This is a genomic window from Massilia sp. P1_C10 (genome assembly GCF_056406475.1).
The window spans coordinates 373,537-394,402 of record NZ_JBFUAC010000003.1; the positions used below are offsets into that span (position 1 = coordinate 373,537).

Sequence of the window (20,866 nt, forward strand, 5' to 3'; positions counted from 1 at the left end):
GTCAGCGCCCGGCCGGCACCAGCGTGAATACGCCGCCGTTGTACACCGATGCCGGCTGCACCCGCTCGAAGCGCGCCGGCCCGTTGCCGAAGCCGATCGACAGCCTGCCGGTGACGCCGTCGACCTCGATGTCGGCGCCCGGATGCAGCGTGATCTCGCGCGCGACACGGAAGGCGTCGATGCCGAGCGCGTACAGGCGGTCCATGTCGAGCGTGCGGGCGCCGCCGGTCCAGCGCGGGTAGGCCATCACCGCCTGGTGCGCCGGCTGCACTTCCCAAGGCATGTCGAGCATGCGCACGCCATCGAGGTCGGCGATCGCCGCATTCGGGTCGGCGCCCGGGTTGACCGACGAGGTGCCGTAGAACGGCAGCCCCGCGCCGATCGCGCCGCGGACCTGGCCGGCCTGGCTCGGATCGAGCGCGGTGAACACCAGCGCCGGCTGGGCGCTGTCGACCTGGGAGCGCAGCTGGCCCAGCGCCGCTTCGCTCAGGTAGCCGTTGGTATCGGACAGCACCAGCAGCTGCGACTCGTGGCCCAGCTGCTTCCAGCGCGCGGCGAAGCTGCTGGCGATGCGGCGCTGCCAGGCGCCCGAGCCGGAGATGATCATCGCCGAGCCGCCCGGATGTTCGGCGCCGGCCCATTCGGCGACCTGGCGCGCCTCGTCCTCGATCGACAGGCCGATCGCCAGCATCTGCGGCGGCAGGGGCGCGCGGCTGCCCGACTCGGGCCGGTTCAGCGCGATGGTCGGCTTTTGCACCAGGCTGCTGGCGGCGAGCGCGCCGACCGCGGAGCGCGCCAGCGGGCCGACGATGACGTCGTTCTGCTCCAGCGCGGCGGCATAGGCGTCCAGCGTGTCCTGCGGGCTGTCGCCGGTTTCGATCAGGTTGACGGTGAAGCCGTCGCGGTCGCGTTCGTAGGCCGCCATGAAGCCGGCGCGCAGCGCCTCCGCGGGAGCGCCCAGGGCTGCGGAGCGCAGCGGCAGCATCAGGCCGATGCGGGTGACGCTCATGCGCGGCGCGAGGCCCGGCGCGTCGATCGGCAACGTCTTCAGTTCGGAAGGAGGTTCGGCGCGCGGAGCAATGGGCTCGACCGCTTGCTGGGGTGGCGGTGCTGGCGGCTGGCCGCGCGTGTACCATGCCGGCAGCGTGCTTGTATTTGAGTCGTTAGGCGCGCACAATCGCCCCGGCGCGTCGCAGGGCGTGCTGCAGCCGGCCAGCGCGAGCATCGCGGCGCCGGCGATTGCCGCAAGCAGGCCATTCAGACTATTAATCGGCATCACATTTCCTATGACAGAAATCCAGTCCAGCCAGATCGCGCAGCTTCCCGTTGTCGGAGAAACGGCCCACCAGTCCTATCCTACCGCAACCCTGTACATTGTCGCCACACCCATCGGCAACGTGACCGACATCACCCTGCGCGCGCTGCAGGTGCTGGCGCTGGTTGACGCGGTGGCTTGCGAGGACACCCGCAATACCGGCAACCTTCTGACGCGCTTCGGGCTGTCCAAGCCGATGATCGCGGCGCACCAGCACAACGAGCGCGAAGTGGCCGAGAAGCTGATAACGCGCCTGCTGGGCGGCGAGCGCATCGCGCTGGTGTCGGACGCCGGCACGCCGGGCGTGTCCGACCCGGGCGCACGGATCGTCGACGCGGTGCGCGCGGCCGGCATTCGCGTGCTGCCGTTGCCGGGCGCCTCGGCGGCGGTGACGGCGCTGTCGGCCAGTGGACTGGTCAATGACCGCTTTTACTTTGTCGGCTTCCTGCCGGCCAAGGCGAAGCAGCGCGAAAGCGCCCTGCGGGAGCTGCTTGCGGTGCCGGCCACGCTGGTATTCTACGAAGCGCCGCACCGCATCGTCGATTGTGTCGAAGCGCTTGCCGCGGTATTCGAACCGGGGCGGCAAATTGTGTTCGCGCGCGAGCTGACCAAGCTGTTCGAAGAAATTCACCGCTGCCCTTTGGACGAGGCGCTGGCATGGGTCAAGGCCGACCCGCACCGGGAAAAAGGCGAGTTCGTCGTGCTGGTCGAAGGCGCGGCGGCGGGCGCGGATGCCGATGATGTCGAAGCTGAACGCATTCTCAACATTCTGCTGGCCGAGTGCTCGGTCAAGCAGGCGGCCAGCTTGGCGGCGCAGATCACGGGCCGCAAGAAAAATGCGCTGTACGAGCGCGCGCTGGCGATCAAGGGCGAGCAGGCCTGATGCCATCTACCATTTGCAGCCGCTGTCCTTCTTGTCCATCATGAGATAGAGAGGCGCCAGCAGGCCGCCCGGAATGCCATCCTTGCAGTCGCGCCGCTTGGCCTGCGAGATCGCGCGCGCCGCCCTGGTTTCGGTCTCCAGCGGCTTCGCGGGAAATTGCGCCAGCGCCGTGTCGGCCTTCGCGGGGTCCGGCTCATTGGCCACCTTGCGTGCGGTCCTGCGCGCCGCCTCCAGGTCGAAATGCGGCGCTTCCGGCTGCGGCGGCTCGACGCTGAAGGCATCGGGCCGCACCTGTTCGCGGGCGGGCAGCGCGATCACGTTGGCCGGCAGATGGCGCCGAGGCGCGGCACGCACTGTTTTTGCCGACGACGACGGCGGCGTTGCGGGCGCCGGCTCGACTTTTGGCGGCGGCGGTGGACGCAGCCGCACCGCGATCGACGCCGGCGCGGGCACATCGGGCGCGCGCGCCGACTGGCGCCATGCCAGCAGCAGCGCCGCGTGCAAGGCAATGGAGACGGCAACTGCCGTCATCAGGCGTGTCGGGCGTGGTTCTGTCGTCAAGATTGCGTTCATGAAGGCGCCCATGGTCGCACAACTTAGGAGATTGATAAGCTCCGATCCCGGATGTTCATAAAAATCTCCCGCCGACCCTTGACCGTTCGGATCCCAGCCGTTATAGTTCTGGTCCTCGGAGTGTGGCGCAGTCCGGTAGCGCACCTGGTTTGGGACCAGGGGGTCCAAGGTTCGAATCCTTGTACTCCGACCAGCATTAAATGAAAAAGCCGACGAATTCGTTCGTCGGCTTTTTCATTTCCGCGATGATTTTCTATCGCGTCAAACCCGGGGACTCGGCGTCCCCGTCGCTCCGGCGGACCAGACCCCAAGCCTTAGCCGGCGCGTTTCGCGGCAATCGCGTTGCCCGCGCGGCTCACCGCCTTGCGGCCCAGGTGCTGCGAGATGAATTGTCCCGCGTCGACCACCAGGTCGAGGTCGATGCCGGTGTCGATGCCAAGCCCATTCAACATGTAGACCACGTCTTCGGTCGCGATATTCCCGGTCGCGCCCTTCGCGTACGGGCAGCCGCCCAGCCCCGCCACCGACGAATGGAAAATCGCCACGCCGACTTCCAGGCTGGCGTAGATGTTCGCCAGCGCCTGGCCGTAGGTGTCGTGGAAGTGGCCGGCGATGCCGTCGACGCGGAATTCGCCGGCAGCGCGCAGCATCACCGCCTGGGTCTTGCGCGGCGTCGATACGCCGATGGTGTCGGCGATGTCGATCTCGTCGCAGCCCAGGTCGCGCATACGGCCCACAACGTCGGCCACGGCGTCCAGCGGCACTTCGCCCTGGTACGGGCAGCCGAACGCGCAGCTGATCGACGCGCGCAGGCGCAGGCCGTTGGCTTTGGCCGCTTTCGCAACCGGTTCGAAGCGCGCGATCGATTCGGCGATCGAGCAGTTGATGTTCTTTTGCGAGAACGCTTCCGACGCCGATCCGAAGATCACCACTTCATCGGCTTTGGCGGCCAGCGCGGCCTCGAAGCCCTGCATGTTCGGCGTCAGCGCAGAATAGATGGTGCCCCCGCGGCGCGCGATCTGCGCCATCACCTCGGCGCTGGTAGCCATCTGCGGCACCCATTTCGGCGAGACGAACGACGCCGCTTCGATGTTGAGGAAACCGGCCCGCGACAGGCGGTCGACCAGCTCGATCTTGACCGACGCCGGCACCGATTCCTTCTCGTTTTGCAGGCCGTCGCGCGGACCGACTTCGACGATTTTGACCTTGCGCGGCAAATCAGCTTGTGTGTTCATGTCAGTACCCCAGGGTGCGGTCGACGACGTCAGCCACCGGCTCGCCCCGTTCCAATGCGTTGATCTTCCCGGCGATCTGGCGAACGCTGTCGTGCCGGACGGTGAGTGCCGAAATATGCGGCGTCATGGTGATGCGCGGCTCTTCCCAGAACGGATGGGGCGCCGGCAGCGGTTCGTTGCGGAATACGTCGAGCGTGGCGCCGGCAAGGTGGCCGCTGCGGATCAGCGTGAGCAGGTCCGGCTCGGCCACGTGGGCGCCGCGCGCCACGTTGATCAGGTAGGCGCCCTGCGGCAGCAGCGACAGCGTGGCGCGGTCCAGCAGGTTAGCCGTATCGGGCGTCAGCGGCAGCATGCACACCAGCACCCGGGTGCCGGCCAGGAACTCGGCCAGCGATTCGGCGCCCGAATAGCAGGCGACGCCTGGCAGCTGCTTCGGCATGCGGCTCCAGCCGCGCAGCGGAAAACCGAAATGCGCCATCGTGTCGATCACGCGCCGGCCCAGCATGCCCATGCCCAGCACGCCGATGGTGAATTCGCTCTTGTCTGGCAGCGCGAGCGGCGTCCAGATGCCGCGCCGCGCCTGCTTTTCGTACTCGTCGAAACGGCGGAAGTAGCGCAGCACCGCGTGCGCCACGTATTCGGCCATCTGCACGCCCATGCCGGCGTCGCCGAGGCGGATGATAGGCACGTCCGGCAAGGCGTCGCCAAACTTGAGAACCGCATCGACGCCGGCGCCGGCCAGGAAGATCGCCTTCACGTTGGTCAGCTGGCCGAGCAGCGCGGCGGGTGCTCCCCACAGGACTGCGTAGTCGCACACTGCCTCTGGGGCGCCTTCCTGCCACACCACCATCGCGGCGCCGGGAAGCGCTTCGGCAAAATCGTGCACCCAGGGCTCGGTGTTGCCATCGGCGCGGTACAGGAGTATTCGCATGCGGGTCTCCTCGTGCTGTTTTTTACGCGGCGGCGAAAGCGAGCAGCGGCGCGCCGTCCGTCACCTGGTCGCCGACCTGGTACAGGATTTCCTCGACCTGTCCATCGCTCGGCGCGGCGATCGTGTGCTCCATCTTCATCGCTTCCATGATCACCAGCGGATCGCCCTTCTTGACCTGCTGGCCTTTCGAGGCGAGCACCGCGACCACCTTGCCGGGCATCGGCGCGGTCAGGCGCCCGCCCGCAGCTTCCGCTTCGCCGGCGTGCGCCATCGGGTCGTTGTAGGCCAGGACGAAATGGCGGCCACCGGTGAACACGTGGAAGCTGTCGCCGTCGCAGCGCACCGCGCCGTGCATCGACGTGGCGCCCAGGTTGATCGACAGCTCGGCGCCGTCCCGCTTGAGCAGCGACACGGGCGCTTCCATGCCGCCGAAGTCGAGCTCCCAGCCATGCGGGTGGTACGTCACGCCGACCTGATAGGCCTTGGTGTCGGTGCCGGCGCTGTAGTCGTCGGCGAACGAGAACTGGCGCTTGTAGGCGCCGTTCAGGCGCCAGCCGAGCGCATTGCCGAACGGGTCGGCACTGTTCTTCGACACCGCCGCCGAAGCATCCTTCTCGGCCTCGATCAGCGCAACCACCGCGAATGCGAGCGCGCCGGCCGGGACCGCGCGCGGCGCCGGGAACAGCGTCTCGGAATTGCGCTCGATCAGGCCGGTGTCCAGGTCCGCATTCGAGAACGCGCCGCCTTCGACCAGACGCTTGAGGAAGGCGATGTTGGTGGCCAGGCCGACGATGCGGAACTCGGCCAGCGCCTGCGACATGCGCGCCAGCGCCTGCGTGCGGTCCGCGCCCCAGACGATCAGCTTGGCGATCATCGGGTCGTAGTAAGGCGAAATCGCGTCCCCTTCGCGCACGCCGGAGTCGATGCGCACCGGCGCCGGGTCGCCGTTGGCGCCCGCACCGAGCTCGAAGCTCACCGCGGCGGGCGTATCCATGTGGCGCAGCGTGCCGATCGATGGCAGGAAGCCCTTCTCCGGATTTTCGGCGTAGATGCGTGCCTCGATCGAATGGCCGTGGATAGCCAGCTCTTCCTGCTTTTTCGGCAGCGGTTCGCCGAACGCGACGCGCAGCTGCCATTCGACCAGGTCGGTCCCGGTGATCATTTCGGTGACCGGGTGCTCGACCTGCAGGCGGGTGTTCATCTCCATGAAGTAGAACGAACCGTCCTGATTGGCGATGAATTCCACCGTGCCGGCGCCGACGTAGCCGACCGCCTTGGCGGCGTTGACCGCGGCGGTGCCCATCGCGGCGCGGCGCTCAGGCGGCATGCCAGGCGCCGGCGCTTCCTCCAGCACCTTCTGGTGGCGGCGCTGCACCGAACAGTCGCGCTCATGCAGGTAGACGCAGTTGCCGTGGGTGTCGGCGAACACCTGGATCTCGATGTGGCGCGGGCGCTGCAGGTATTTCTCGGCCAGCACCTTGTCGTCGCCGAAGGAGCTGATCGCCTCGCGTTTGCACGATTCCAGCGCGGCCTTGAAGTCTTCCGACTTCTCGATCACGCGCATGCCCTTGCCGCCGCCGCCGGCCGACGCCTTCAGAAGCACGGGATAGCCGATGCGGTCGCCCTGCTCCTGCAGGAAGTCGGCGTCCTGGTTGTCCCCGTGGTAGCCGGGCACCAGCGGCACGTCGGCGCTTTCCATTAGCGACTTGGCGGCGGACTTGGAGCCCATCGCGCGCATCGACGACGCCGGCGGGCCGATGAATACCAGGCCGGCCTGCTCGCACGCGTCGGCGAAGTCGGCGTTCTCGGACAGGAAACCGTAGCCCGGGTGGATCGCCTGGGCGCCGGTGGCCAGCGCGAAGGCGATGATCTTGTCGCCGCACAGGTAGCTTTCCTTGGCCGGCGCGGGCCCGATCAGCACCGCCTCATCGCACACCGCCACATGCTTCGAGCTTTCGTCTGCTTCCGAATACACCGCGACGGTCTTGATGCCCATGCGGCGCGCAGTGGCGGCTACACGGCAAGCGATTTCGCCACGGTTGGCGATGAGGATTTTCTTGAACATTCGTCAGTTTCCGAATCGGTAGGTGATCAGGTTAATCGGGTTATCAGCAGCCGCAGCGCTCTTTCGGCGCCGAGTCGAGCGTCGCGGCGCGCGTCTTCAGGCCGAGTTTTTCCAGCATCGCGCGGTCGTCGTTCGCTTCCGGGTTGTCGGTCGTCAGCAGCTTGTCGCCGTAGAAGATCGAGTTGGCGCCGGCCAGGAAGCACATTGCCTGCACCGCTTCGCCCATCTGGCGGCGGCCGGCCGACAGGCGCACGCGCGCCTTCGGCATCGTGATGCGCGCGACCGCGATGGTACGCACGAATTCGAGCGGGTCGAGCGGGTCGATGCCATGCAGCGGCGTGCCTTCGACCTGCACCAGGTGGTTGACCGGCACCGATTCCGGATACGGGTTCAGGTTCGCCAGCTGGGCAATCAGCCCGGCGCGCTGCAGGCGCGATTCGCCCATGCCGACGATGCCGCCGCAGCAGACCTTCAGGCCGGCGCTGCGCACCTTGCCCAGGGTGTCGAGGCGGTCCTGGTATTCGCGGGTCGAAATGACGTTGTTGTAGAACTCCGGCGCGGTGTCGAGGTTATGGTTGTAGTAATCGAGGCCGGCGTTCTTCAGGCGATCGGCCTGGCCTTCTTCCAGCATGCCGAGGGTGGCGCAGGTTTCCATGCCGAGCGCCTTCACTTCGCGCACCATCTCTTCGACCTTTTCCATGTCGCGGTCTTTCGGGCCGCGCCATGCGGCGCCCATGCAGAAGCGGGTCGCGCCGTTGGCCTTGGCCTGGCGTGCGGCGTCGAGCACGGTGTCGATGTCGAGGATCTTCTTGGCTTCGACGCCGGTGTCGTAGCGCGCGGCCTGCGGGCAGTAGCCGCAGTCTTCCTCGCAGCCGCCGGTCTTGATCGACAGCAGGGTCGCCAGTTCGACGTCGCCGTCGGGGAAGTTGGCGCGGTGCGCGGCCTGCGCCTGGAACATCAGCTCGTTGAACGGCAGCTCGAACAGCGCCATGACATCGGCCAGCGGCCAGGTAGCCGCTTCCGGCAGCGTGATCGCGGCGGCTGGCTTGTGGAACGAAACTTCGGTGATGTTCGACATGTGATTCCTTTTGCTATTTGATTCAGTCCCGCGCGGGCGGCCATCCAGGCAGTCCGGCGAGGTCGATAAATTCGGCCGCCTTGGCGGCGGTCGGGTTGTTCATGAAGGGCACGCGGCCCAGCAGCGGCGCCGGGATCCGCTGCAGCAGCGCTTCGACGTTTTCGTCGGCGAACTGCATGTCCGGATCGATCTCGTTGACGACCCAGCCGGCCAGCACCAGGTCGCGCGAGACGATAGCTTCGATCGTCAAGAGGCTATGGCTGATGCAGCCGAGGCGCAGGCCGACCACCAGGATGACCGGCAGGTTCAGTTGCGCGGCCAGGTCGGCGGTATCGAAATCGTCCGACAGCGGCACGCGGAAGCCGCCGACGCCTTCGACCACCACCGCGTCGGAGGCGGCGGCGATTTCGGCGTAGGCGGCGATGATCGGCACCGCCTGGATCGACACGCCTTCGAGCGCGGCGGCGATGTGCGGCGCCGCCGCGGCGCGCAGCATGTAGGGCGTCGTCAGGTTGGACGGCAGGTGCACGTTGCCGGCTGCGATCAGCATGTCGGCGTCTTCGTTGTGCAGTTCGCCGTCGACCATCTCGGCGCCGGCTGCGATCGGCTTCATGCCGCAGGCGCGCACGCCGCCGGCCACCAGCTTGTGCAGGATCGCCGACGACACCAGCGTCTTGCCGATTTCGGTGTCGGTGCCGGTGACGAAGCAGGCGAAGCGCGACGGCAGGCCGCCGTTGGCCTGCGCCTTCGGTTCGGTTTCAAGCACCGGCGCGGCGGCGGTGGCCGGCGCCAGCACGGGATCGATCGGATCGTTGAGGCTCATCTCAAGTCCCTTCCAACTGGTTGAGCGCAGCGACAAGCTGCGCGACATCTTCGTGAGTATGCGCCGCCGACAGGGTGACGCGCAGGCGCGCGGTCCCGACGGGGACGGTCGGCGGACGAATCGCCGGCACCCATAGTCCCTGGCCATACAGCCCGGCGCCGACGCGCAGCGCTTCGTCGTTGGCGCCGATGAGGATAGGCTGGATCGCCGTATCCGAAGCGGGATGCTGCCAGCGCTGCAGGCGCAGGCCGTCGCGGAATTGCGCGATCAGCGCGTGCAAATGGGCGCGGCGCGACGCGCCTTCTTCGCCGCCGATGATGTCCAGGCTGGCCAGCAGCGCGTGCGCCAGCGCGGGCGGCGCGGCGGTGGTGTAGATGTACGGGCGGGCGCGCTGGATCATCAGTTCGATCACGCTGGCGTGCGCCGCCACGAAGGCGCCGCCGACGCCGGCGGCCTTGCCCAGCGTTCCCATGTAGATCATGTTGGGCGAGCGCAGGCCGAAGTGTTCGAGCGCGCCGCGGCCATGTGCGCCCAGCGTGCCGAAGCCGTGCGCGTCGTCGATCACCAGCCAGGCGCCGTGGCGTTCGCATGCGGCCAGCAGCTCCGGCAGCGGCGCGAGGTCGCCGTCCATGCTGAACACGCTGTCGGTGACGACGATCCTGGTCTGCGCGGTGCTGGCCGACAGCAGCGCGTCCAGCGCGTCGACGTCGGCATGCGGATACAGCTTGACCTGCGCGCGTGCCAGCCGGGCGCCGTCGATCAGCGATGCGTGGTTCAGCTGTTCCGAGAAAATCTCGGCGCCGGCATCCGAACCGAGCGCGGTCAGGATCGCCAGGTTGGCCATGTAGCCGGTGCAGAAGCTCAGGGCGCGCGCGTTGTCGAGGTGCGGGCTTTCGAATTCGGCCAGGCGGTCCTCAAGCAGCGCGTGGGCGCGGCTATGGCCGCTGATCAGGTGCGAGGCGCCGCTGCCCGCGCCGTACATCGTGGCGCCTTCGCGCAGCGCGGCGACGACCGCAGGATGCGCGGCCAGGCCCAGGTAGTCGTTGCTGCAGAACGCGAGCATCGGCCGGCCTTCGATGACCAGCCGCGGCGCGCACGGCGTGTCGACCGTGCGGCGGCGCCGGGTCAGGCTGCGCTCGTCGAGGTCGCGCAGCTGGCGGTCGAGGTTGGCGATCATGTCCATCAGGAGCCCATCACCTGGTCGAACACCTTGCGGGTGCGGGCGGCCAGCAGCACCGTCTCGTCGTCGCTCAGGATGTACGGCGGCATCAGGTAGACCGTGGTGCCGATCGGGCGCAGCAGCAGTTCGTTGTCCAGCGCGGCGGCGAAGAAGCGGCGCGAGAAGGTGGCGGCGCGCGCGGCATCCGGCTCGATCGCATCGAAGGCCCAGATCATGCCGCGCTGGCGGAAGTGGCGCACGCGCTCGTCCCCGGCCAACGGCGCCAGCGCCGCGGTCAGGCGCTGGGCGCGCACCTTGTTCTTGTTCAGCACATCGTCTTCGCGGAAGATCGCCAGCGTCGCCAGCGCGGCGCGGCAGGCCAGCGGATTGCCCGTGTACGAGTGCGAATGCAGGAAGCCGCGCGTGACGTCGGCGCTGTAGAACGCCTGGTAGATCTCGTCGCGCGTGAGCACCAGCGACAGCGGCAGGTAACCGCCGCTGATGCCCTTCGACAGGCACAGGAAATCCGGCCAGATGCCGGCCTGCTCGCAGGCGAAGAAGGTGCCGGTGCGGCCGCAGCCGACGGCGATTTCGTCGACGATCATGTGGACCTGGTAGCGGTCGCACAGTTCGCGCACAAGTTTCAGGTACAGCGGATCGTGCATCGCCATGCCGGTCGCGCATTGCACCAGCGGCTCGATGATGATGGCGGCGATTTTATCGGCGCGCTCGGCGAACAGCGTTTCCACATCGAGCGCGGCGCGGCGCGCGACATCGGCGGCGGTCTCGCCTTCCTGTGCGTTGCGCGCATCGGGCGATGCGACAACCCGGGCGGCGCGCAGCAGCGGGCCGTAGGCATCCTTGAACAGCGCGACATCGGTCACGGCCAGCGCGCCGATCGTTTCGCCGTGATAGCTGCCCTTGAGGCAGACGAATTCCTGCTTGTTCGAGCGGCCGGCGTTTCGCCACGCGTGGAAGCTCATTTTCAGCGCGATCTCGACGGCCGACGCGCCGTCCGACGCGTAGAACGCATGGCCCAGTACATTGCCGGTCATGTCGGACAGCTGTTCCGACAGGCGGATCACCGGCTCGTGCGTGAAGCCGGCCAGCATCGCATGCTCCAGCTGGTCGAGCTGGTCGCGCAGTTCCGCGTTGATGCGCGGGTTGGCGTGGCCGAACAGGTTCACCCACCACGAACTGATCGCATCGAGGTAGCGCTTGTTGTCGTGGTCGAACAGCCAGGCGCCGCGGCCATGGCTGACCGGAATCAGCCGCACGGTCTCGTGGTGCTGCATCTGCGTGCACGGGTGCCAGACGCTGCGCAGGCTGCGCGCGACCCAGTCGGCGGATGTCTTATCGGCTTGCACGGCGCCTCAGTTCAGCCACGACGGCTTGCGTTTTTCGAGGAAGGAGGCAACGCCGTCGCGTCCTTCGCTCGAGGCGCGGATGGCGGCGATGCGCTGGGCGCTGTCGGCCAGCAGCGCGTCGTCGACCTGGCGGCCAGCGACGTCGCGCACCAGCACCTTGGCTTCGCGCACGGCGTTCGGGCTGTTGGTAACAAGCGCCTTGACGATGGAGGCGACGGACGCGTCGAGCGCTTCGGCAGCCACCAGTTCGTGCACGAAGCCGATGCGGTGCGCTTCCTTCGCCGAAAAGCGTTCGGCGGTCAGGAAATAGCGGCGCGCGGCGTTCTCGCCCATCGCCTTGATCACGTACGGCGAGATGGTGGCGGGGATCAGGCCGAGCTTCACTTCGCTCAGGCAGAAGTTGGCTTCTTCGACGCACACCGCCACGTCGCACGCTGCGACCAGGCCCATGCCGCCGGCATAGCAGTCGCCCTGGATCTTCGCGACCACCGGTTTCGGGCACAGGTAAATCGTGCGCAGCATGTCCGCCAATTTACTTGCGTCGTCAAGGTTCTCGGCGTCGGAGTAGCCCGCCATCTTCTTCATCCAGTTCAGGTCACCGCCGGCGCAGAACGCCGGGCCGTTCGCGGCCAGCACGATGGCGCGCACGTCGTCGTTGCGACCCAGTTCATCGAAGGCCAGCGCGAGTTCGGCGATGGCCGCTTCGTTGAACGCGTTGCGCACGTCCGGGCGGTTCAGCGTGACGGTGGCCACGCGGGCGGCGATGGAAATCTCGATAGTCTGATGGTTCATGTCCGCTCCTTACATCCGGAAGACGCCGAACTTCGTCTCGCCGATCTCCGCGTTAAGCGCGGCCGACAGGCCCAAGCCCAGCACCATGCGGGTGTCGGCCGGGTCGATCACGCCGTCGTCCCACAGGCGCGCGGTGGCGTAGTACGGGTGGCCCTGGTGCTCGTACTGCTCCTTGATCGGCTGCTTGAACGCGGCTTCCTCGTCGGCGCTCCACTGGCCGCCCTTGCCCTCGATGCCGTCGCGCTTGACCGTGGCCAGCACGCTCGCGGCCTGGTCGCCGCCCATCACCGAGATGCGCGCGTTCGGCCACATCCACAGGAAGCGCGGCGAGAAGGCGCGGCCGCACATGCCGTAGTTGCCGGCGCCGAAACTGCCGCCGATGATGACGGTGAACTTCGGGACGGAGGCGGTGGCGACCGCAGTGACCATCTTGGCCCCGTTGCGGGCGATGCCTTCGTTTTCGTATTTGCGGCCGACCATGAAGCCGGTGATATTTTGCAGGAACACCAGCGGGATCTTGCGCTGGCAGCACAGCTCGATGAAGTGGGTGCCCTTCAGCGCCGACTCCGAGAACAGGATGCCGTTGTTGGCGATGATGCCGACCTTGACGCCGTAGATGTGGGCGAAGCCGCAGATCAGGGTGGTGCCGTAGCGCGCCTTGAATTCGTCGAATTCGCTGCCGTCGACCACGCGCGCGATCACTTCGCGCACGTCGAAAGGCTTGCGGGTGTCGACCGGGATCACGCCGTGCAGTTCTTTCGCGGGATACTTTGGCTCGACGGATTCGCGCAGGTCCATCTGCTGCGGCTTGGTGCGGTTCAGGTTCGACACGATGGTACGCGCCAGCGACAGCGCGTGCAGGTCGTTCTGCGCCAGGTGGTCGACCACGCCGGACAGGCGCGTGTGGACGTCGCCGCCGCCGAGGTCTTCCGCGCTGACGACTTCACCGGTGGCCGCTTTTACCAGCGGCGGGCCGCCGAGGAAAATCGTGCCCTGCTCCTTGACGATGATCGACTCGTCGCTCATGGCCGGCACGTAGGCGCCGCCGGCGGTGCAGGAGCCCATGACGACGGCGATCTGCGGGATGCCCTTGGCCGACAGGTTGGCCTGGTTGAAGAAGATGCGGCCGAAGTGGTCGCGGTCGGGGAACACGTCGTCCTGGTTCGGCAGGTTGGCGCCGCCCGAGTCGACCAGGTAGATGCACGGCAGGTTGTTCTGGTCGGCGATCTCCTGCGCGCGCAGGTGCTTCTTGAGCGTCATCGGGTAGTAGGTGCCGCCCTTGACGGTAGCATCATTACAGACGATGACGCACTCCTGGCCGGAGACGCGACCGATGCCGGTGATGATGCCGGCGGCCGGCGCGGCGCCGTCGTACATTTCGTAGGCGGCCAGCTGGGACAGTTCGAGGAAGGGCGTGCCTGGATCGAGCAGCATCTGGACGCGGTCGCGCGGCAGCAGCTTGCCGCGGGCGACGTGCTTGGCCGATGCCGCCACGCCGCCGCCGGCCGCGACTGCGGTGACTTTGGCGTGCAGGTCGTCGACGATCGCTTGCATGGCGGCCGCGTTGGCCTTGAAGTCGTCGCTGCGGGAATTGAGCTTGCTATCGATGAGAGGCATTCCTGTCCTTCTTGTTTGCAATTCTTAGTCGGGGAAGCTGCCGTCCAGGTAGAACCAGCGACCGTCCTCGCGCACGAAGCGGCTGACTTCATGGAGACGGTGGGTGCGCCCGGCGATCTTGTAGCGGGCGACAAATTCCACGGTATCGCGGTCTGGGTTTTCTGGCAAATTTGCTTTACGTTGACGTAAACGTAAAGCAGATTTTACCTCAAGTCCGAGCCACTGGCATCTTTCATCGGGCTCGACCAGGGGGCCGGCCGGCAGGGTCGTCGGGTGCCAGGTTGCGCGCAGATAGGCTTCGTCGGCCCGGGTGAAGGCCGAGTAGCGCGAGCGCATCAGCTGTTCAGCCGTTTGCGCGATCGCGGCGCCGGCCAGGTAAGGGCCGCAGCAGGTGTCGAAACTGGGGCCGCCGCATGGGCACGATGGAGATGGCATGGTGGTTCGCTGCGAGGTAATCGTGCATTATCCGCCATTTTCGGCGGTTGCGAGTCCGTTAGAACCGGGCTAGAGTCTGCCCTGCGAGCATGTCGATACAATCCCGTCCAAGGAACTTTAGTGCTGAATGAAATTGAGAAGAAAAAGATCGACAAGGTGGTCGGCGGATTCGTAGACAGTCGGCGCCCGCCGTTGTCGATGCGAGCGCAAGTTGACCTTGCCTACCGGCTGACGGGCCAGAGCGTCGAGCTTTTCGAGATTCGGCCGGTGTGGCAGGGGAACGGGGAGACGCGGGAAGACCCAATCGCCAAAGCGACCTTCGTGAGAACCCGCGGGATCTGGCAACTGTATTGGCAGCGTGCCGACTTGAAATGGCATTCCTATGAGCCATTGCCGCGAGCAAGGACGCTCGAAGAAATCCTCGCGGAAATCGATGCAGATCCGAACTGCTGTTTTTGGGGATAGAGCTGCTGCAGGGTGTCTGGTCCTGCTGACCTGACACCGCCTTTGTTGGCGACGCATGCGTTTCGACGATGCGGACGCGAACGGCGCCAATACCCCGCTATACACCGCTCAATTGACAGCAATCAACGGTTTTGTATATTGGCGGCAAAATCGCAGGGGATGCGCGTACGATCGACCGCTTGATGATTATTTGCAAGCTTGGTTCGAATCGGAGGCAGCATGCACGAGATGGCGCGAGCCCTTCATGATCTCATCGCGAATCGCCAGCACAATCGGATATTGCGACTCTCTTTTCCTCGCAACGATGCGCCGCGCGCCCAGTTCCTTGTAAACCGGCTGGATGCCGATGAGGCGATGTCGCGGGATTTCGAATTCACTGTCGAACTGTTGTCGAGCGATCCGAATGTCCCGCTGAAGGACATGCAAGGCAAGCTGCTGACAGTGGAGTTGGTACAGCAACGCGGGTCGCTTCGCTACTTTTCGGGTTACGTTTTCAGCTTTCGAAAAAAGAAATCCGACGGGGGCGTGACATTTTACGAGGCCAAACTTGGGCCCTGGCTCAAATATCTCAGTTTGCGGCGCAACTGCTATCTATTCCATGAAAAGTCGCTGCGCGAGCAGACCGATCACATCTTCCGCTGCTACCAGGTTTACGCTGACTGGGCCTGGTTCGTAAGTAGCGCCGACGCCATGACGGAGGCCTGTCAGTTCCAGGAGTCGGATTTCAATTACCTTAGCCGGCGATGGGAGGACGCGGGAATACTGTATTGGTACGAGCACTCCGCAACTGGGCATCAGTTGGTGCTGTCCGACCATTCGATTCGCGCCAAACCTGTCGATGGAGAGTCCGCAATCCGGTTTCAACGCGACGGTGGCAGCGCCGACGAGGACGCGATCGATCAATGGTCGCCCGTTCGACATGCGGCGCCGACCAGCACCGTCGTGATCGGATTCGACTTCAAGTCGCCGCGCCCGATCGAAATCGGCGTACCGACAATAAACAATCAAGGAGTTCTTCCGGCCATCGAATCGTGCGAATACCTTGGCGCCTACGGGTGCAAGAATTCGCAAGACGGCGACCGAATCAGCCGGCTGCGGATGGAGGAAATGGAGGCGGCGGGCCGGTATTTCGAGGGCGAGGGCAATAACCGTTCGATGCTCCCCGGCCGCAGTTTCTTCCTGACCGACCATTTCGCCGGGTCGCGCTTCAGTCGCGGCCGGCCGGACCAAAAGGACGAATACCTGATACTGACCTTGCGCCACACCGCTTCAAATAATTACTTGCAGCGGGATGCGTCGGTGCCGCTGTATCGGAACAGTTTTTCGTGCATTCGCAAAATGATCCCGTGGCGGCCCGGTCGCGGATTCAACAGTACAGCAACCAAAATTCTCGCACCCCAAACAGCGACGGTTGTAGGCATGCCGGGACAGGACAGCATTCTTACCGACGAGTTTGGGCGAATCCGTGTTCAGTTTCATTGGGACCGGATCGGCAAGAACGACCAAGCGAGCTCGGCTTGGGTGCGGGTAGCGAGCGGCTGGGCCGGCGCACAACTCGGCGCGGCTGCGATTCCTCGCGTTGGCGCCGAGGTAATCGTACAGTGGCTGGATGGTAATCCGGACCGCCCGATCGTCACGGGCAGCGTGTACAACGCCCGCAACCTGCCTCCATGGCAATTGCCGCATCAGCGTGCATTGACTGGTTTGCGCAGCAGGGAATTGAAGCCAGGCGAAGGCAATTATGCAAGCGGCCGCAGCAATCATCTCATCCTGGATGACACCTACCAGCGGATTCAAGCGCAGCTCAAAAGCGATCACCAGCAAAGTCAGCTCAGCCTCGGTTTTATCAATCGCATCGAAGGCAATTCCGGCCGGCAGCAAGCGGCAGGCGAAGGCTGGGAAATCGCCACAAGCGCTTGGGGAGTAGCCCGCGCCGGAATGGGGATGTTGCTGACGACCGAGCCCATTTCAAGCGCGGCGTCCGAAGCGAAGGACATGGGAAGTGCATTGCAGCGCCTCGTCACAGCACAAGACCAACACGCTGCGTTGGCCGGCATGGCGGAAAACGCCAAGGCTCAGGAAGCGGGGCAGCAGGCCGCGATTGCGTCCGCGATCGAGCAACAAAACAATTCCATTCGGGGCGGCACGGGAGATTTCCCTGAGCTGTCGGAGCCGCAGATTGTAGTGGCTAGCCCATCTGGAATCGCCCTCAGTTCGGCCGGAAATCTGCACGTCGCGAGCGCATCCAGCATTGCGGTCACGACCAGGAAGGGCTTGTCGATTGCCGGCGCGAATCTGTATGCGAGCTTCGCGAATACTTTTCGCTTGTTCGTCCACAAGGCTGGAATGAAGTTGATAGCAGCATCGGGAAAGGTAGAGATTCAGGCGCAGCGCGATGACCTGGAGATGTTGGCAAACAAAGTGCTCACCTTGATCAGCGAGACAGATTGGGTCGATATCAAGGGGAAGAAAGGTGTGCGCCTGCATGGCGCGGACTGCATGATCGAGATAGGCGAAAAGGTACAGGTTTTTACATCCTCACCGACGCTGTTTCATGGGAACTTGCAAACGCTCGCGCCGAAAACCATTTCGCAGCACTATAACGAGCGGCCAAGCAGCCGCTTCGATCAGGAAGTGAACCTTGTGGGCACGGATAAGAAGCCGGTCAAAGACATCGAATACGAGATCCATCGGGAAGATGGCAGCGTATTCGATGGGAAGACCGTGGCGAGCGGGACGACCGGTGTGCAGAAGAGCACAGGTATGGATAGCTACACGATTCGCTATAAAGGTGAACTTCCATGAGCGACGCGAATAGCCTTAACGAAAATGGCAATCATGAAGGTGAGTGGACGCTGGGTGTCGGAGGGTGGGCGGAGTACACGGTCCACATGACGGAGACGACCGACACCATCCGCCACGATGTCGTCGCACCGCCCGATAAAGTCATTCCCGTGATCTTTCTGCCCGGGGTCATGGGCAGCAATCTTCGCATGAGCAAGACGCGTCAGAAAAAACTCAAGCGCGATGACAACCGTGCGTGGCGGCCTGACGATATCAGCAAGACCGATGTCGTGCGTGGAGAGGGATTCGGCGGCTGGTTCAAAAACGCTTCTCCCGCGCAGCGCCAGCTGGACTTCGACCCTAACGAAACCGAGGTGGAGTACTACCACTACACGGAAAGCAAAGGGCGTTTCGATCCGCAAGGCGCGGAGACGCTAGCGTCCGACGCGCGGCACAAGAATGTCCCCGACGGACTCGCACCAATTCCTCCGCTGATGGGCCATGTCACCAGCTTTGCAGCAGACCCCGGAGCCGACGCACTTAACAAGCAGCGAAAATTTGCAACAGTTGCTCAAGTGGCGCGCTGGCGCGGTTGGAGCGAAGTCTTTTTTGCCGGATCGTATGGAACGATGTTGAAGACAGCTGAAAAGTATCTCAATAACATCGTCAAGAAGGGCGAAATCGGACCATTGTGGAAGGAGCGGCCCAGCGACGCGTTGCCAGGCGCAGCAAAAGGAGGAGGCGAGCTTACGGAACTGTTAATGCAGGATCCAAAGAAGTTCGGCGCATCGTCGGGAGCGCCAATCTCTGCCGCTGATTTGAAGCAGATTGCACCCTGCTGGTATCCAGTGCATGCGATGGGCTATAACTTTATCAAGAGCAATGCTGATTCGGCAGGCGTCATCGCTAAGCGCATTCGCGGGCTAGTCAAGGGATATCAAAAACGTGGACTCAAGTGCGATGAAGTCATCATTGTGACGCACAGTATGGGAGGCCTGTTAGCGCGCGCAATAATCCACCCTCAGCACGGAAATCTTCTCAATGATAAGGAGGTGAATGTACTGGGCATTTACCACAGTGTGATGCCGACGATGGGTGCTGCCGGCGCCTATAAACGAATGCGCTTCGGCTTTCGTGAAAATGACAATCCAACTCTTCCAGGGTATGTCGATGGGCTGGCGGCGCAGGTGCTCGGAGCAGATGGACCGAACGCGACGGCGATTCTTGCCAATGCACCGGCGCCGCTGGAAATGATGCCCGGGGCAGCCTACGGAAAGGAGTGGCTTAAAGTAATCAACGAGAGCGGGAAGGTCTTGTGCAGCTGGCCGCGCGGATCTGACACCGCGCTCGACAGTATTTACCTGCAGCCGCCGCAGGCGTGGTGGCGACTGATCAATCCGGACTGGATCAATCCGGGTAACGTGAGCGACAAGAAAGGTGGTGGTTTGAAAAACGTTTATCAGCGTTTGCGAGACGCGTATCAGTTTCTGGGATCGATTGAAAAGACGTTTCACCCGGTCACCTATGCAAGCTATTGCGCATCCACTAAGCAGGCAAGTTACGGAGAGATCGTGTTCAAGGCCGAATTTTCCGGACCGATCGACTTCGATAGAGATGGAAGGCCCACTCCATTTCCACCACCGCACACTTGGAAACTGCTATCGGATGACGGGAAAGGAATGCTGGTGGTGAAAGCCGGCCTGCGCGACATTGCGTTGCGCCTACAACCTGCTGCGGAATCTGGTGATCAAACGGTCCCGTCCGAACGTTCGGCCTGTCGCATCAACGGAAATGTGTTTGAACATGGCAAAGAAGGAAAAGGCTATGAGCATCAAGGCAGCTATGCTGATTCGCAAGTGCTGGCGTCGTTGCTGTTTTCCATCGTGCAGATCGCTAAAACCGCTAAGTGGGCGAAAAAATGAGAAAACTTTTTCCCGTTTCTTATTGTTCCTACAGGCACATTGCAATTCTTGCCGTCGCTTTGCTGCACGCCTGTGCGCCGAAATATTCCTATCAGGAGGATGCCATGCCCAACCCGGTGGAGTTTAGCAAACGTCTTCAAACGATGTTCGCGAAAACAAAACTCGTATGCTTCGGTAGATATGCGCTCGAAGTTCCTCAAGAAGCCGAAGTAATACCTGGAAGTATCTCGATTCCCGACGACTTTGAAATCAGTTCGGGCGGGGTGGAAGCGAACCGACAGCGGATCGCACTCGAGCTAGCCGAGATCAAACAAAAGGCGAAAACGGCTGAGATAACTTATAGCGGCGACGGACCAGTGTCTGAAAGCTGGCAAATTCGATACTTTAAAGACCACTGGGCAAAAGACGATGGGATGTTGTTTTTCTCAACTTTTTTGAGCATCGGAGACCTGAATTTTTTTGTTGGCGATTCGGTGGGCGATGGCGAAACGGAAGCGCTGGTAGCAGACAGGCAAAGCGCGCTCGTTCAGGCGATACGCCTTCGCGCGCCGGACGAGGTGCCTGACGAGCCAGGGTTTTGTGCAGAGGGCAGCTTTGTTTCTCAGGCGGTTTACGATCGGCAAGAGACTGTCAACGCGGGTATTCATTTTCCGAGCCTTCCGGATGTTACCTTTTCGGTTAGTTCGAACAAGAATGCCTATATGGACTATCCGAAAGAGGAATTTGAAAAAGTGTGGCGGACCAAGCTGTCTCTGTTGGGGAGGATCGCTGCGGCTAAAGCGGAACAGCCCGGTACCTACCCGAGCCGCAACGTGCTGCGCGAAGGGAAGCGCATCGTTCAGCACTGGCACGGCGAGGAGTCCCTGTTCAAACGTGGAGATGGCACGCACGATTTCGAGTGGGCATTTGTCGGCACACCAAAAGACGTCGCGAATCCATCAGAATTCAACGCCGTCATGTACACGAAAGTGGAACATAACACTGTCGGTGCGGCCAAGGCAGCCTCGCTCACCGATGACGAAGCAGTCGCCTTGTTCGACAAGCTCCTGTCGGGCTTGAAATTCCGCGTCAAGGTTCCAGGGGCGCCCGAGGGATCCTACTATCTACTAGGAGGCAAACCCTTGCAGGCGGCGTCCAAATGAAACACGAAGGACGCGGCGTGATTCGTTTGAATGATTCGACCACCCACGGCGGCAAGGTGATCTCCGCCTCAGGTTCCATTGTGATGGGGATTCCCGCTGCGCTTGAAGGCGATATGACGCATTGCCCGCAGTGCAAAGGGGACTTCCCCATCAAGCCTGACGGCGCAGGCGCCAAGCACGGTGATCGGCCTTTCGCATACCATGATGATTTCACGGCTTGCGGCGCGAAATTGATCACCTCTAAAGAGTGACGCCTGCTATTTTGCGGGCGGTAGCGGAA

The 20,866-nt window shown here is 63.7% G+C and carries 18 protein-coding genes and 1 tRNA gene; 7 read left to right on the plus strand and 12 right to left on the minus strand.

The window, feature by feature from the left end; translation table 11 throughout:
* Position 1 precedes the first annotated feature (1 nt).
* Complete coding sequence (locus AC1D02_RS09365) at positions 2 to 1,276, minus strand: penicillin-binding protein activator (protein ID WP_477316015.1); 1,275 nt, start codon at positions 1,274 to 1,276, stop codon at positions 2 to 4.
* A gap of 10 nt (positions 1,277 to 1,286) precedes the next feature.
* Between AC1D02_RS09365 and rsmI the strand changes: the two genes are divergently transcribed.
* Positions 1,287 to 2,198: a 16S rRNA (cytidine(1402)-2'-O)-methyltransferase gene (gene rsmI / locus AC1D02_RS09370; RefSeq protein WP_477316017.1), complete on the plus strand. Its 912-nt coding sequence runs from the start codon at positions 1,287 to 1,289 to the stop codon at positions 2,196 to 2,198.
* A gap of 6 nt (positions 2,199 to 2,204) precedes the next feature.
* Here the strand turns inward: rsmI and AC1D02_RS09375 are convergent, their stop codons facing one another.
* Positions 2,205 to 2,771, minus strand: a complete 567-nt coding sequence (locus AC1D02_RS09375; RefSeq protein WP_477316019.1) for a hypothetical protein — start codon at positions 2,769 to 2,771, stop codon at positions 2,205 to 2,207.
* 116 nt (positions 2,772 to 2,887) lie between these two features.
* Here AC1D02_RS09375 and AC1D02_RS09380 point away from each other — a divergent pair.
* Positions 2,888 to 2,964 (plus strand) — tRNA-Pro (locus AC1D02_RS09380).
* Between the two features lie 121 nt (positions 2,965 to 3,085).
* Here the strand turns inward: AC1D02_RS09380 and AC1D02_RS09385 are convergent.
* The 10 genes from AC1D02_RS09385 to AC1D02_RS09430 are packed head-to-tail and all read right to left on the minus strand — an operon-like array spanning position 3,086 to position 14,273.
* A complete protein-coding gene (locus AC1D02_RS09385) occupies positions 3,086 to 4,006 on the minus strand; it encodes a hydroxymethylglutaryl-CoA lyase (protein WP_477316021.1) in 921 nt (306 codons plus the stop codon).
* Position 4,007: 1 nt separating this feature from the next.
* The gene (locus AC1D02_RS09390) at positions 4,008 to 4,937 is read right to left on the minus strand and encodes a 2-hydroxyacid dehydrogenase (protein ID WP_477316023.1); all 930 of its coding nucleotides are present in this window, start codon (positions 4,935 to 4,937) and stop codon (positions 4,008 to 4,010) included.
* 22 nt (positions 4,938 to 4,959) lie between these two features.
* Complete coding sequence (locus AC1D02_RS09395; protein ID WP_477316025.1) at positions 4,960 to 7,002, minus strand: acetyl/propionyl/methylcrotonyl-CoA carboxylase subunit alpha; 2,043 nt, start codon at positions 7,000 to 7,002, stop codon at positions 4,960 to 4,962.
* A gap of 43 nt (positions 7,003 to 7,045) precedes the next feature.
* On the minus strand, positions 7,046 to 8,080 hold the full coding sequence (gene bioB / locus AC1D02_RS09400) for a biotin synthase BioB (RefSeq protein ID WP_477316027.1): 1,035 nt from the start codon (positions 8,078 to 8,080) through the stop codon (positions 7,046 to 7,048).
* Positions 8,081 to 8,102: 22 nt separating this feature from the next.
* A complete protein-coding gene (bioD, locus tag AC1D02_RS09405) occupies positions 8,103 to 8,903 on the minus strand; it encodes a dethiobiotin synthase (RefSeq protein ID WP_477316029.1) in 801 nt (266 codons plus the stop codon).
* A 1-nt stretch (position 8,904) separates the two neighbouring features.
* Positions 8,905 to 10,086: an 8-amino-7-oxononanoate synthase gene (gene bioF / locus AC1D02_RS09410; protein WP_477316031.1), complete on the minus strand. Its 1,182-nt coding sequence runs from the start codon at positions 10,084 to 10,086 to the stop codon at positions 8,905 to 8,907.
* A complete protein-coding gene (gene bioA, locus AC1D02_RS09415; RefSeq protein WP_477316032.1) occupies positions 10,086 to 11,429 on the minus strand; it encodes an adenosylmethionine--8-amino-7-oxononanoate transaminase in 1,344 nt (447 codons plus the stop codon). Before bioA ends, bioF begins: the two co-directional genes overlap by 1 nt.
* Before the next feature lie 6 nt (positions 11,430 to 11,435).
* On the minus strand, positions 11,436 to 12,221 hold the full coding sequence (locus AC1D02_RS09420; protein WP_477316033.1) for an enoyl-CoA hydratase/isomerase family protein: 786 nt from the start codon (positions 12,219 to 12,221) through the stop codon (positions 11,436 to 11,438).
* A 9-nt stretch (positions 12,222 to 12,230) separates the two neighbouring features.
* Positions 12,231 to 13,838 (minus strand): carboxyl transferase domain-containing protein, encoded by a 1,608-nt coding sequence (locus AC1D02_RS09425; protein ID WP_477316035.1) that lies wholly within the window; start codon positions 13,836 to 13,838, stop codon positions 12,231 to 12,233.
* A gap of 24 nt (positions 13,839 to 13,862) precedes the next feature.
* On the minus strand, positions 13,863 to 14,273 hold the full coding sequence (locus tag AC1D02_RS09430; protein WP_477316037.1) for a YchJ family protein: 411 nt from the start codon (positions 14,271 to 14,273) through the stop codon (positions 13,863 to 13,865).
* A 120-nt stretch (positions 14,274 to 14,393) separates the two neighbouring features.
* Here AC1D02_RS09430 and AC1D02_RS09435 point away from each other — a divergent pair, with 120 nt between their 5' ends.
* The 5 genes from AC1D02_RS09435 to AC1D02_RS09455 all read left to right on the plus strand — a co-directional run bounded on the left by AC1D02_RS09435 (position 14,394) and on the right by AC1D02_RS09455 (position 20,837).
* Complete coding sequence (locus AC1D02_RS09435) at positions 14,394 to 14,738, plus strand: DUF3024 domain-containing protein (protein ID WP_477316039.1); 345 nt, start codon at positions 14,394 to 14,396, stop codon at positions 14,736 to 14,738.
* Between the two features lie 219 nt (positions 14,739 to 14,957).
* Positions 14,958 to 17,543, plus strand: a complete 2,586-nt coding sequence (locus AC1D02_RS09440) for a type VI secretion system Vgr family protein (protein WP_477316041.1) — start codon at positions 14,958 to 14,960, stop codon at positions 17,541 to 17,543.
* Positions 17,540 to 19,444, plus strand: coding sequence for an esterase/lipase family protein (locus tag AC1D02_RS09445; protein ID WP_477316043.1), 1,905 nt, complete (start codon positions 17,540 to 17,542; stop codon positions 19,442 to 19,444). Before AC1D02_RS09440 ends, AC1D02_RS09445 begins: the two co-directional genes overlap by 4 nt.
* Entirely contained in the window at positions 19,441 to 20,586 is a 1,146-nt protein-coding gene (locus tag AC1D02_RS09450; RefSeq protein WP_477316045.1) for a T6SS immunity protein Tli4 family protein, read from the plus strand. Before AC1D02_RS09445 ends, AC1D02_RS09450 begins: the two co-directional genes overlap by 4 nt.
* Positions 20,583 to 20,837 carry a PAAR domain-containing protein gene (locus tag AC1D02_RS09455; protein WP_477316047.1) on the plus strand — a complete coding sequence of 85 codons (255 nt, stop codon included), beginning with the start codon at positions 20,583 to 20,585 and terminating at the stop codon, positions 20,835 to 20,837. The genes AC1D02_RS09450 and AC1D02_RS09455 overlap by 4 nt, the downstream gene beginning before the upstream one ends.
* Positions 20,838 to 20,866: the final 29 nt, after the last annotated feature.